General features: G+C 43.7%; 12 protein-coding genes. 7 read left to right on the forward strand and 5 right to left on the reverse strand.

Annotated elements, in window-relative coordinates:
- Positions 1-18: 18 nt before the first annotated feature.
- The 6 genes from AC0YN7_RS17235 to AC0YN7_RS17260 all read left to right on the forward strand — a co-directional run bounded on the left by AC0YN7_RS17235 (position 19) and on the right by AC0YN7_RS17260 (position 5,291).
- Positions 19-873 (forward strand): phosphate ABC transporter substrate-binding protein, encoded by an 855-nt coding sequence (locus tag AC0YN7_RS17235; RefSeq protein WP_475811247.1) that lies wholly within the window; start codon positions 19-21, stop codon positions 871-873.
- Between the two features lie 81 nt (positions 874-954).
- On the forward strand, positions 955-1,914 hold the full coding sequence (gene pstC / locus AC0YN7_RS17240) for a phosphate ABC transporter permease subunit PstC (RefSeq protein ID WP_475811248.1): 960 nt from the start codon (positions 955-957) through the stop codon (positions 1,912-1,914).
- A complete protein-coding gene (gene pstA, locus AC0YN7_RS17245) occupies positions 1,911-2,816 on the forward strand; it encodes a phosphate ABC transporter permease PstA (RefSeq protein ID WP_475811249.1) in 906 nt (301 codons plus the stop codon). The genes pstC and pstA overlap by 4 nt, the downstream gene beginning before the upstream one ends.
- A 267-nt stretch (positions 2,817-3,083) precedes the next feature.
- A complete protein-coding gene (locus tag AC0YN7_RS17250; RefSeq protein ID WP_475811250.1) occupies positions 3,084-3,860 on the forward strand; it encodes a 3'-5' exonuclease in 777 nt (258 codons plus the stop codon).
- A gap of 80 nt (positions 3,861-3,940) precedes the next feature.
- On the forward strand, positions 3,941-4,819 hold the full coding sequence (locus AC0YN7_RS17255; RefSeq protein ID WP_475811251.1) for a DMT family transporter: 879 nt from the start codon (positions 3,941-3,943) through the stop codon (positions 4,817-4,819).
- Positions 4,820-4,940: 121 nt separating this feature from the next.
- Complete coding sequence (locus AC0YN7_RS17260) at positions 4,941-5,291, forward strand: hypothetical protein (protein WP_475811252.1); 351 nt, start codon at positions 4,941-4,943, stop codon at positions 5,289-5,291.
- Between the two features lie 602 nt (positions 5,292-5,893).
- Here the strand turns inward: AC0YN7_RS17260 and AC0YN7_RS17265 are convergent.
- Both AC0YN7_RS17265 and AC0YN7_RS17270 read right to left on the reverse strand, forming a co-directional pair.
- Positions 5,894-6,559, reverse strand: a complete 666-nt coding sequence (locus AC0YN7_RS17265; RefSeq protein ID WP_475811253.1) for a PDDEXK family nuclease — start codon at positions 6,557-6,559, stop codon at positions 5,894-5,896.
- 1,273 nt (positions 6,560-7,832) lie between these two features.
- A complete protein-coding gene (locus AC0YN7_RS17270) occupies positions 7,833-8,261 on the reverse strand; it encodes a DUF6157 family protein (RefSeq protein ID WP_475811254.1) in 429 nt (142 codons plus the stop codon).
- Positions 8,262-8,498: 237 nt separating this feature from the next.
- On the opposite strand from AC0YN7_RS17270, the gene AC0YN7_RS17275 reads away from it, so the two are divergent.
- Positions 8,499-9,038 carry a DUF2812 domain-containing protein gene (locus tag AC0YN7_RS17275; protein ID WP_475811255.1) on the forward strand — a complete coding sequence of 180 codons (540 nt, stop codon included), beginning with the start codon at positions 8,499-8,501 and terminating at the stop codon, positions 9,036-9,038.
- 167 nt (positions 9,039-9,205) lie between these two features.
- Here the strand turns inward: AC0YN7_RS17275 and AC0YN7_RS17280 are convergent, their stop codons facing one another.
- The 3 genes from AC0YN7_RS17280 to aroC form a co-directional block, all read right to left on the reverse strand.
- Positions 9,206-10,630 carry a serine hydrolase domain-containing protein gene (locus AC0YN7_RS17280; RefSeq protein ID WP_475811256.1) on the reverse strand — a complete coding sequence of 475 codons (1,425 nt, stop codon included), beginning with the start codon at positions 10,628-10,630 and terminating at the stop codon, positions 9,206-9,208.
- A 138-nt stretch (positions 10,631-10,768) separates the two neighbouring features.
- Positions 10,769-11,563: a VOC family protein gene (locus AC0YN7_RS17285; protein WP_475811257.1), complete on the reverse strand. Its 795-nt coding sequence runs from the start codon at positions 11,561-11,563 to the stop codon at positions 10,769-10,771.
- An 18-nt stretch (positions 11,564-11,581) separates the two neighbouring features.
- Positions 11,582-12,640 (reverse strand): chorismate synthase, encoded by a 1,059-nt coding sequence (gene aroC, locus AC0YN7_RS17290; RefSeq protein ID WP_475811258.1) that lies wholly within the window; start codon positions 12,638-12,640, stop codon positions 11,582-11,584.
- Positions 12,641-12,711: the final 71 nt, after the last annotated feature.

The raw sequence follows: 12,711 nt of genomic DNA on the forward strand, positions 1-12,711 counted from the left end.
TGAATGGAGGAATTATCAATGAAATGGTTTAAAAATATTACTATAGCTGCCCTCATCGCAGTAATTGGCTTCAGTACAGTTTCTACAGGTGTTGAAGCGGCAAGCAAGCTGAGTGGAAAAATCGTCATCAATGGTTCGTCCGCACTATTGCCGCTCACGCTTCAAGCAGCAAATGAATTCAAAAAGCTGCACCCTAAAGTTAAAATCTCCGCTTCCGCAGCAGGCTCCATCACTGGTCCTCAAGCGGTTCGCAAAGGCATCGCCAACATCGGCGCAGTTGACTGGGATGCTTCTACAGACGTACCTGGCTTCAAAAAATTCGAGGGTCAAGTCGCTCATAAAGTAGCTGTCATTCCTTTCGCTACAGTCGTGAACAAAAACGTAACCGTAACAAACCTTACGAATAAGGAACTGCAAGGTATTTTCTCCGGAAAAATTAAAAACTGGAAAGAAGTTGGCGGCAAGGATGCAGAAATCATCGTTGTTAACCGTACATTCGGCTCTGGTACACGCGTCAACTTCCAGGATAAAGCGTTGCTTGGGGAATCCTTCATGTCGAAGGGTGACAATTACAAAGAGGTTAAATCAAGCGGAGACATGAAGTCTGCCATTGAGACTACTCCTAACTCCATCGGATATATGGACCTTGCATACGTAACCAGCAAAATGACAGCTCTTAAAATCAATGATATCGCACCTACCGAAGCTAATGTAATCAACGGAAAATATAAAGTGTGGGGCTACGGCTATTATATGACTAAAGGTGAGCCAACTGGCGCAACCAAAGAGTTTATCGCATATGTTCAAAGTACGAAATTCCAGAATGGTTCACTTAAAAAGCTGAAATTCATTCCGATTTCGGCAATGAAATAATAATGAAATGATAAGGAGCGGCCGGTTTGCGCGAATAGGCGCTAAAGCCGGCCGCTTTCTACCTTAAGGAGCCGATCATTTATGTTAGAAGCATCTCCTGCCGTAAAGGCAAAGCTTAGTGCTGATATAGGCAGCACTATTTTGGCGGGCAGCGGTAAGCGGTTTGATCGAAAATCCCGCTTGTTTGCGATGAATCGTATGTTTCGCTATATTTGCATAGCCTGCATTTGCTTGGTTTGCATCATTTTATTTCTCATTTTGCTTCTCATGTTCCGAACGGGGATCTTAACCTTCTCCCATATTTCGTTCGCAGATTTTTTCCTATCCACCGAGTGGAACCCCGAGAACGATCAATATGGAGCGCTTGTCTTTATTTTCGGCACCTTTGCTCTGACCGCATTGACTCTTCTGATCTGTGTACCTCTATCTCTGTTCATTGCGGTCTTCCTATCCGTATTTGTTCCGCCTTGGCTCAAAAATATGCTTCGTCCGATTCTCGACCTGCTCGTCGGCATTCCATCCGTCGTCTATGGTTACCTTGGATTAACGGTATTAATTCCAATGATCCGCACTGTAACCGGTACTGGGATGGGCGATGGTATTTTAGCTGCGGCATTAGTGCTAACCATTATGGTCATTCCAACCGTCAGCCGAATTAGTGACGATGCAATTAGCGCTGTTCCTGCAAAGTATAGCGACGCTTCCTACGCGCTCGGCGCGACCAGATTCCAAACGGTATGGAAGGTATTGCTGCCTTCAGCGAAGAGCGGAATTATGTATGCGGTTATTCTCGGTATGGCTCGCGCAGTCGGAGAAACGATGGCTGTCGTTATGGTTATCGGAAACACACCGCAGCTGGCTGACAGCTTATTAAAACCAACCTCCGTACTGACGAGCAATATCGTCATGCAGATTTCGAGCGTCCCTTTTGATTCGACGTGGAATTACGCTCTTTATTTGATGGGCTTCCTGCTCCTCGTCATCTCGTTGCTTATGATTGTTGCTATTCGCTGGCTACAACGGAAGGGGACACAGCTATGAAGAACGCAGCTAATGCACAAACGCCACTAAACCCTTTTAGCGGCAAAAAAGGCTTGAATCGATTGAATGATCGGATATTCACAATCTCGGTATGGGTCGTCGGTATTCTCATCATTTCCTTTATATTTACACTTCTATATCTGATCCTGCAGGATGGGCTTCCTAAGCTGACATGGGATTTTCTATTTGGTTTGCCAAGTGAAATTGATGAAGGCGGCGGTATCGGCCCTACTCTGCTCAATTCCTTCTATATTTTATTTCTATCCTTATTAATATCGATTCCGCTCGGCATGGCAGCCGGCATTTATTTGGCCGAGTTTGCACCTGACAACAAATTTATTGGGTTCGTACGCATATGTGTGGAGGGGCTTGCATCCGTACCGTCCATTATTTTCGGCTTGTTTGGTATCGCCCTGTTCGTCGAGTTTTTCCAAATCGGCCTTACGATTCTCGGTGGAGCGGTCAGTCTCGCCTTCCTTAACTTGCCCGTCCTTACGAGAGTAACGGAAGAATCAATTCGTGCCGTGCCGCGTGAGCTAAAGAGTGCCTCCTTCGCTCTTGGCGCTACTCACCTACAAACCATCACAAGAGCACTCATCCCTGCTGCGCTCTCCGGTATCATTACGGGCATCTGCCTAGTTGCGGGCAGGGCGTTCGGAGAAAGCGCCGTAATTATATTGACCGCAGGCGTAACGACCTCAGGTGAAATGTGGGATTTCAGCCTCTTCTCCCCTGGAGAGACGCTCGCCGTGCATCTGTGGTACGTGCAATCCGAGGCTATCGTTGGCGACGCGCAGGAAATTGCCCAGAAAGCTTCGGCAGTTCTTGTATTTGTCGTGCTGCTCATTAACTTGGTGTTCCGTATTCCCCTTTGGCTCAACGCTCGCCTTACAAAAAGGTAAATTTTATTTGTTCCCCCCGCTAGCCTTAATTCCTCGCTACAAAACTAATAGGCAATGAAGCCCTAGGCTCAATCTCGTTCGCAAAGAGGCTGAGCCCTTTTTTGCTCTACCAATGCCGTCGTACATGCGTCATGTATCTATTACAGCGACTACTAAATATTTGACTTCATATTACATTTCCTTATATGTTCCAGCATTGTCCCCTCCTATTGATACTTATTTTCTGATAGAATGGAAAACACAAGCTATTAATCGGAGGTTACTATTTTGGATTACATTATATTAGATATTGAATTTAATGGACGTAAGTTTGCTAGTGAGCTTCCGATGGAAGTTATCGAGATTGGAGCCGTGCGATTAGACTCCTCCTTGCAGCAAATAGATGAATTTTCAGCGTTGGTCAAGCCGGTTTATTTTTCTAAGCTAAACAGCTTTATTAAGAAAAAAACAGGAATTCCGCAGGAGGATATAGATCAAGCTGAAGGTTTTCCTTCGGTTAATGCAGATTTCACTGCTTGGCTGAATAAAAGTGATGAATTCCTGTTATTCACTTGGGGCGGCGAGGACTTAAAGCGAATCGTATACGATACTCGGATGCACAAACTAGATGATGCTTATTGGATGGGTGTCCATTATTTTGATTTGTTGAAAGGCTATATTCGCTACAAAAAGGTTACGAACGACGTCAGCGTCGAGGCCGCCTTGGCTGACCTTGAAATTACGGCAGAAGGCTCAGCGCACCGCGCACTGGACGATGCACGCATGACAGCTGAAGTATTTCGGAAGATTTTCGGAGAACTCGACTTCGAATTGAAGCAGCAGTTCAAAGACCTGTACACCAATGCCAAAGAACGTAGACTTGTCAAAAATGCGATTCGTTCCATGTCCGCACAAAAGGTTGTCCCGCAATGGGAGCTGCTCGTAGAGCGCTATTTGACTGGCAAAGTGTCGCTTGACGATGTCAGGAAGGCTGCTGAGATGCAGCAATATTTTAATGCGGAGCTAGAGAAGCTAGGAAATACCGCAGCAGGCAAAGTAGGTTAATAACCTTTTAATCGTATTAAACTTGCCGAGTTAATAAATGAAACAATTACCTATATTTAAGCATCGGAGTAATCACAGCTATGAACCGTACTACCAAACCTGCTGCAACCTATGAGCTGCTCTACATCATCGGCATTGTTGCTATATCGTTCTCTTCCATATTCGTTCGCTGGTCAGAGGCTGACGCGGCTGTCATTGCCATGTACCGTTTATATTTCACTAATCTGCTCATGCTGCCATTCGTTTGGAAGTATCGCAAGACACTTTTTGCTTTAACTGCTCGGCAATGGCGCTTGCTGACTGCTTCAGGCGTTATGCTAGGCCTTCACTTTCTACTATGGATGGCCTCTTTGCGATTAACGACTGTTGCAAGCTCTACCGTTATATTAACTTTGGAGCCAGCTTTCGTTATGTTAGGCTCCTATTTAATATTTCGCACAAAAGCGAATCGTATGATGCTATTGGGTATGGGAATAGCTTTAACTGGGTCTTTTATTATTGGATCGGGCGATCTTAAGCTTTCAAATGATGCGCTGATTGGCGACTTATTGTCACTGTTAGGAACGATTGCAGTAGCCATTCACATGCTGATCGGCAAACAGCTTCGAAAGGACATGGACGCTTTTCCCTATAACTTTTGGGTATTCGCCCTGGCCGCTACCTCACTTGCGATTTACAATGTGATATGCGGCAATGACTTTGTCGGCTATAGCTCGAACGAATGGGGTAATTTCCTGCTGCTCGCCATCGTTTCAACGCTGTTTGGTCATTATCTTTTCAACTGGCTGCTAAAATATATGAAAGCTGCAACCGTATCAATGGCTGTGCTTGGCGAGCCTGTCATTGCATCCCTGCTGGCTTGGATGCTTTTGGATGAAGCGTTATCCGCGTATCAGCTAGCTGCCGGAGCTTTGATTCTGTGCGGCGTATGGCTGTTCATGAGGCACGGCAAGGAATAATCGTTATAGATAGAACGTTCTTAAGCCGAACGGCTAAAGAGCGTTCTTTTCATTGTGGATACTTTAGAGTAGAAGTGATTATTACTTACCACAATGAACTGTGACCCACAAGAAGGACACTTTGAAAAAAGTGCCCCTCTTGTGGGTCACAGTTCACAATTGGGCATCGGCATCTTTCCTTTGTTTATTCAGACTCAAGGAATCATTACGGGATTCGTTACTTCGCCAGCAGGGTGCGGGTGCCGATCCGGGTGCCGGCGCGGGTGCAAATCCGGGTGCCGGCACGGGTGCCGACGCGGGTGCCGGTGCGGGTGCCGATCCGGATTCAGCTGCACGTAGCAGCTACCTGCACGACTTTGACTGGATAACATACAGTCAACTCCAACAAGAACGGACTTTTTACTCTTTGATTGTATTCTATCCATGCAAAACGTTCGTATTCCCAAACTTTAAGAAAAACACGCTGTTTTGATTGGACTAAATACATTCAAATGATCATATCGCACACTTTACCCCTATTTGATTGGACTAAATACACTCAAATACCGTAAACGTATCTATCTAGCCGCATATTCACAACAAACACCAACATTACCTCATCTGCTCGAACATTAAAGTAACATTCCACTTTTATCAACAACCCTAATCATACCTTCTCGATCATCACAGTAACATTTCCACAATAAACATCACCCTTATCACACCTTCTCAATCATCACAGTAACATTTCCACAATAGACACCACCCTTATCACACCTTCTCGATCATCACAGTAACATTTCCACAATAAACATCACCCTTATCACACCCTCTCAATCATCACAGTAACATTTCCACAATAGACACCACCCTTATCACATCTGCTCGAACATTAAAGTAACATTCCACTTTTATCAACAACCCTAATCACACCTTCTCGATCATCACAGTAACATTTCCGCAATATACATCACCCTTATCACATCTGCTCGAACATCAAAGTAACATTTCCACAATGAACACCATGCTTATCACATCTGCTCGAACATTAAAGTAACATTCAACATTTATCAACAACCCACATCACATCTTCTCCTATAGCAGCTGCTTGATCGCACTCTCCTTGAGCTCGTAATAAAGGATGCCTCGTCTACTGTTAATAGGCTGTATCCAGTTTTTATCTACCAAGGCATGCAACCACTTGCGAGCGGTTCTAAAATCCACATTTAACTGCTGAGTAACATCAATCGGTCGAATAGGTCGTCCTAAATGCCAGGCTAATCGCAAAACCTCCTTCTCCGCCATTACAGCTGGTCTAACTAAATCTTTTCGAATTAAATAGGGTCCAATTACCAACTGCAACAACATACGACAAACTTCTGGCCGATTCTGCACATCGTCGAAGGAGAAATGAATCATCTTCCAACCCATTCCCGTTAAAAATGTATCACGATTTAAGGAGTAACTGAATTTTTCGCGGTCCATATCCTTCACATGCTTTTGAAATCCATCGCATTCCAAACCAAACTTTCCATAGGGCGGCAAAAAAGAAAAATCCAAAAACTGTGACTTTCGATTCCAATCGTAAACCTCATATTCCGGATGCAAATCGTCAAAGCTGCCAACCAACGGCCACCATACGTTTTCCAATAACAGTTTCTCCCCATAGTTGTGGCCTCTTAGCAGTCTTCCTTTTCGTTCACCGCTTCTACCTTCCAAGTGCCGTGCAATAAAAGCATCATGTGCCTGTTCAAAATTCATTTACTAACCTCTTTTCTTATTGAAATATAAAAAAAGAACGCCCCTATTGCCAGATGGCACAAGGACGTTCTTCGTCTTTGTTGATTATAACAGTAATTTAACATGGCTATCTACATCATTATTCTCAGAATTCATCTAAAATAGTAAGGCACTAGATCAGTCAATGCAGACATGACGAATACGGATATAGTCGGATATAGCCAGGTAAATATCTACATTTTCAGACTACAGGGTGGATTTCATACAATCAAATATACAAAATAACCAATCAAACGCCATTTGTCTGGAAATCATACAGCCAAATGAGCTATAATCGTCACTTTGCTTCAATTTTGGTCCTTTTGCCTGTACAAAATCCATCCAAAGCATAAATCCTACTCAGGAACTCGATTTGATTGTACAATTTCCATTCTAATCACATTTACCCGCCTACAACTACTGTTCTTACTATTCCTCATTCCCACTACCACCTCAACTACTACTTTTCTTACTATTCCTTATTCCCACTACCACCTTACAACTACTACTTTTCTTACTATTCCTCATTCCCATTACGACCTTACAACTACTTCTTCCTACTATCCCTTACTCCCTTGACCACCTACAATGTGCCTGTTCAAAAATCATTTACTAACCTCTTTTCTTATTGAAATATAAAAAAAGAACGCCCCTATTGCCGGATGGCACAAGGACGTTCTTCGTCTATGTTGATTATAGCAGTAATTTAACATGGCTATCTACATCATTATTCTCAAAATACATCTATCTGAGTATGGCGCTAGATCAGTCGATCAGTCATTGTAGACATGACGATTACGGATATAGTCGGATATAGTCGGATATAGCCAGGTAAATATCTACCTTTCAACCTCAGGTTGGATTTCATACAATCAAATACACAAAATAACCAATCAAACGCCATTTGATTGGAAATCATACAGCCAAATGAGCTATAATCGTCACTTTGCTTCAATTTTGGTCCTTTTGACTGTACAAAATCCATCCAAAGCATAATTACTACTCTAGAACTCGATTTGATTGGATGATATGCAATCAAATCACATCCATCTACCTCACATGGTACGCACAAAGTCAGAGCAGTGCACTATATTTACTTTTACAGACGGCACGCATTGGTTTAACAATCTAGATGTCTATGTCTATGTCTATGTCTATGTCTATGTCTATGTCTATGTCTAATGCGAGCTGGATGCTCTCTACCGTACTACTAGGAATAATACTGCGGTTATTCAGCTATAAATCCACCTCATTTCTACTTTTTCTTGCTATTACGCATTCCCGCCAACACCTTCAGGCTGCCGTTATCCCCCTCTACAAATCGGAGGTAATCCTCCGACTCCATGGGGACGAGCGCCATTTTGCCCTGCTCATTAAAATGAATACCCCAGCCATATTTCTTGGGCAGCATAGATGCCCGCAGGCATGCTTGTGACTTTCCAAAAAACTCATCTTTCATTTCTGCTCCCCGTTCAGCCAATTCCTCTGCCCGAATTCTCTTATGCTTAACATATACTTCGAACAACAGCTCTTCTTGTGTGTAACCGTAGGGATGATTAGCAATCAGTTCATATTCTAAGCTCGGCTTCGTTCTGCCGTCCTTCTTGTCAGGTGGTACGGTTCCAGACTCCACAGGACAGTCCGGTGAAATCGTAATAAACGTATTATAATAGTTCCAATCCATAACTATGTCCTCCTCATTTAATCCATTTATCCCCATTATAGCTCATTGTTCACTTTCAAATCACATATCCTATTGTGTTCAAATTCGTTTTATCAGATGAAGAAGACAATGATCGGTGGAAAACTTACCTCATTACAGAGAAAGGCAAGAATCTGGTAACTAGTGAAATAGCGCGGAGAACGAGAATGGCCGAGCATGGAAAACAAGCATTAAAATACACAGAGGAGGAACTAAACAATGACTAAAAAGAGACGTTATATCATGTCCGGAGGCCTTGCATTCACAGAGCAAATGGATATGAACAAACTAAGCCGTTTGGCTGCAAAAGGCTGGCTGCTCGATTCATTCGCTTTTTTTGGGTTTCATTTGCGCAAAGGCGAGCCTCAGCAATTAACCTACTGCGTCGATTATAACGATGTGAAGCCGAATGAGCTATCCAGCTATCTAGAATTATTTGAAGCGAGCGGCTGGACGAAGGTATGCTCTAATAACAACATTTATATTTTCTCAGCTGCAAAAGGAACTATGCCCATATATACGGATACCGAGTCGAAGCTAGTAAAACACAAAAAATCCATTCAGATGATAAAGCCGCTATTAGTTATCCCCATCTTTACAGCAGTCATGTTCATCCTACTGCTGCTTTCACAATACCTAGACGATATCACCGTTCTAAAAAATGTATTCATGGCAGCCGGGGCACTCAGCCTTATTGTAAGTGGACCGATTCTGATGACCTATATTTCATTTCTCATTCGTTTAAATCGCGTCAAATAATGAATCCAAACAAGCGTTAAACGGCTGACACCGTCCCTTGGCGGCGTCAGCTCGTTTCGCGGTGAAAATATTGGCAGAGTATTAGGTGGAAACTTGTACTTTTCTATATTTTCGAAAAAAAGGACTGTCACCATGATGACAGCCCTTCCTTTTAAAATAATAGTGACTTACTGAACCGCACTCCCTCTTAGCTCCAGCAATTCTACAGGGCCGAAAGAAACGTTCGTTGTTTGCTTCAATGAAATCTTTTCATCATCCATAAATATACACTCAAATTTTATGCCAAAAGGTGTATCTATTAAACGAACAGTCAGTTCGAGTGTATGCTCATTGACCCAAGTGAAGTGGGATAAGGCCTTTGCTTCCTGTTCAGGCGACATTCGAACAGTGCCTTCATGCCATGTTCCCCTGCCCATTCTAATGTATTGTTCACCAAATTTGCTGTTATACGTTAAAAAGGCATCATGATGATTAAACTGTACGGAGAACGTATCTACAGCCTGTTCATTTTCATCCATATGATAGGATTTAGCGGTAATGCTATCTTCTAATAAAGAATGAGTCGGTAATAGCGGCTCGTCAATGGATAACTCACTTAAGCGAACGACAAGATTTTCTGCCAAGTCATCTGCTGGTGCTAGCTGTTCTGGTTTCATTGCGGGCAACAGATGATCCCAAACAACGTTCAGAACGGCCTGCATATCCTTGACTCCGCTTGTGATCGCCAATACTGCATCTTGCTCCGGCATTACGATACAATATTGTCCAAAAGCACCATCACCACGGTATACGCCATGCCGGCATATCCAAAATTGGTAGCCATATCCCTGCGTCCAATCGCTCTCGCCGCCATCTCCATTCGAAATTTGTATGGAGGTTGCTTCATTAATCCACTCTTCCGATAGAATGCGCTGATTGTTCCAGACTCCTTTTTGCAGGTAGAGCTGTCCGAATCTCGCGATATCTTCCGTCTTAATACTTAAACCCCAGCCGCCCGTATTAATGCCTCGTGGACAAGATTCCCACCTTGCTCCCGCAATACCGAGCGGTACAAATAGACGAGGCTCCAAATAAGCAAGCAATGTTTGTCCTGCAACCTTTTGAAGTATCGCTGACAGCATGTATGTAGCTCCAGAATTGTATACGAAATGTGTACCTGGCTCATGCTCAACCGGGCAGCTAAGGAATGCGCTAACCCAATCACCGTCTACCCTTTTGCCAATCACATTCATCGTATCCTCAGCATGCCCAGTTCCCATCATTAACAAATGTCGAATTCGCATCGCAGCCAAATTTGGCACGACCTCTTCAGGCGACTCATCAGGGAAATAAGATATGACCGTATCATCCAATGTCATAAGACCTTCTGAAATCGCCATACCTATTGCCGTTGAAGTGAAGCTCTTGCTTAGTGAGAACATCATATGCGGGAGAGAAGCTTCAAAAGGAGCCCACCAGCCTTCAGCCACCACATGTCCGTGCCTAACAAGCATTAAACTATGCAGCTCCAAGCCCTTCGTTTGTATATCATCAAGAAATGCTGTTATAGCTGAGGTTGCTATACCTTGCTCCTCCGGTTGACTTCGCGGCATTGTTAGATCTGCTTTTATGCTCTCCAGAACATTACCTCCTCGATTTGAGTACTTGCCTGTCCAATCGATTAATATATTCTCCGGAAGTCGTTCCAATACCTTTCCTTAGTACAAAGAATAGATACGTTTTCAGCCTCTTTATACGTCCCTGGACAATGGCAAATTCAATAACGAAGGCCACTCCTCATTAAACGTTGTTAGACGCAGCCGCAACTTATAGCCATCCCGTTCTACACAAAAATGGTTGTTATCATCCCAATAGCCATTCTGTTCCGGTATCATAGCGCTGACTTGTTCAATAAAACTAGATGATGATACGCCAAAGGTAACAACCATCTTAGCTGGCAAAGCGTACATGGAAATCGGGATCCACTTCCTGCTCTTTGAGCTAATGACTGCATGTGCAGTTCCACCAATAGAAAACGTGAAGTTATCATACACCTTGTCCAGCTTCATCCCTAATACTTGCTGCAGCCATTCTCGGAAAAGAATAACACTTTCGACCGGGAAGCCTACTTCGCGAAGATACATCACATGATAAGGTCCGCAAGATGCTAGCACACTTTCATCAATATAATCATGTGTGATGAACTCCAGCAAGTTGCCGTCACCATCTCGAAAGTAGACATTTTTACCCGTTCCGAAATGATCAATCTCTCTGCCATCGCTCCATTTCTGAATTGTTATATGGTTGGCCTTCATAGTAGATACCGCTTGATCGAACTTCGAGTACGGCACTTCAAAAGCGATGTGTGCTGGTGCGATTGCCTCATAAACTTCCACAAAAGACAATACTGCATGCTCCGTCACTTGGAAACTAATTTGTTGTTCTGACTCATAAGCAATTGGAAATTGTAATTGTTCATAGTAAAACTGCCTAACGCTTGTAATTGACAACGTATTTAACTGCAGCTCTGCAAAATGAGTAATCATCCAATCGCCTACTCCCTATTATTTGTCGTGCATAGCGGCCTGGCGCTTATAATGATCTTCTAATACAACGGACGCCATCGCTTCAATAACCGGTACGACTCGCGGACAGATAGATGGATCATGCCGCCCCTCGGTGACAATTGTTTGATTCTCGCCTGCTGTATTAATCGTCTGTTGAGGTTTAGAAATAGATGAAGTTGGTTTAACGACCACTCTAAAAACAATATCCTCACCATTGCTTATCCCGCCTACAATGCCGCCAGCATTATTGCTCAGAAATCCATCCGTGCTCATTTGATCATTATGCTCGCTGCCAAGCATATCGGCAGCTGCAAATCCGGCACCAAATTCAATACCTTTAATTGCGCCGATGGATAACATCGCTTTTGCCAGCTCAGCATCCAACTTATCGAATACCGGCTCACCGAGACCCGGACGTACCCCTTTAATTCGGCATTCAACTATGCCGCCGCAGCTATCGCCTGCGGCTGCCAACTCTTCGATCTTCTTAATCATTTTAGCGGCCGCTATAGGATCGCATGCTCGCACGCTATTTTTCTCAATTTCATCCTCATTATAGGTCTCGCACTTAATTCCGCCAATTTCCTTGGAGTAAGCAACTATACTTACCCCTCTGTTCTCAAGCAGCTTGCGAGCGACAGCCCCAGCCGCTACCCGGCCAGCCGTTTCTCTTCCCGATGCTCTGCCGCTGCCCCGATGATCGCGGATGCCGTATTTTTGCAAGTACGTGTAATCCGCATGTCCGGGCCTAAAAGATTTTGCAATATCATCGTATGCAGAAGGCTGCATGTCGTTGTTATACAAGATGATAAATAAAGGAGTTCCGGTTGTTTTGCCTTCATATACGCCGGATAAAATATGAACGATATCATATTCTTTCCTCGGTGTCGTTACTGAGGACTGCCCAGGCCGCCTGCGATCCATCTGAACTTGAATGTATCGCTCATCTATTTCCACTCCTGGAGTAACGCCGTCGACGATTACGCCCACCGCTTCCCCATGAGATTCTCCAAAAGTAGTTATTTTGAATAGATCACCATATGTGTTACCAGCCATAGCTTAAAACCTCCACTGTCGTTTTCTTTGACGCCTATTATTATCTTGATTATAATGTCATCATTGAGATA

The organism is Paenibacillus sp. J31R122 (assembly GCF_056269185.1).

Coding starts and splice junctions, on each gene's coding strand:
- AC0YN7_RS17285 (WP_475811257.1), bottom strand. CDS start 11,563: ATGATTACTCATTTTGCAGAGCTGCAGTTAAATACGTTGTCAATTACA.
- AC0YN7_RS17265 (WP_475811253.1), bottom strand. CDS start 6,559: ATGAATTTTGAACAGGCACATGATGCTTTTATTGCACGGCACTTGGAA.
- AC0YN7_RS17280 (WP_475811256.1), bottom strand. CDS start 10,630: ATGCCGCGAAGTCAACCGGAGGAGCAAGGTATAGCAACCTCAGCTATA.
- AC0YN7_RS17270 (WP_475811254.1), bottom strand. CDS start 8,261: ATGGATTGGAACTATTATAATACGTTTATTACGATTTCACCGGACTGT.
- pstC (WP_475811248.1), top strand. CDS start 955: ATGTTAGAAGCATCTCCTGCCGTAAAGGCAAAGCTTAGTGCTGATATA.
- pstA (WP_475811249.1), top strand. CDS start 1,911: ATGAAGAACGCAGCTAATGCACAAACGCCACTAAACCCTTTTAGCGGC.
- AC0YN7_RS17275 (WP_475811255.1), top strand. CDS start 8,499: ATGACTAAAAAGAGACGTTATATCATGTCCGGAGGCCTTGCATTCACA.
- aroC (WP_475811258.1), bottom strand. CDS start 12,640: ATGGCTGGTAACACATATGGTGATCTATTCAAAATAACTACTTTTGGA.
- AC0YN7_RS17255 (WP_475811251.1), top strand. CDS start 3,941: ATGAACCGTACTACCAAACCTGCTGCAACCTATGAGCTGCTCTACATC.
- AC0YN7_RS17235 (WP_475811247.1), top strand. CDS start 19: ATGAAATGGTTTAAAAATATTACTATAGCTGCCCTCATCGCAGTAATT.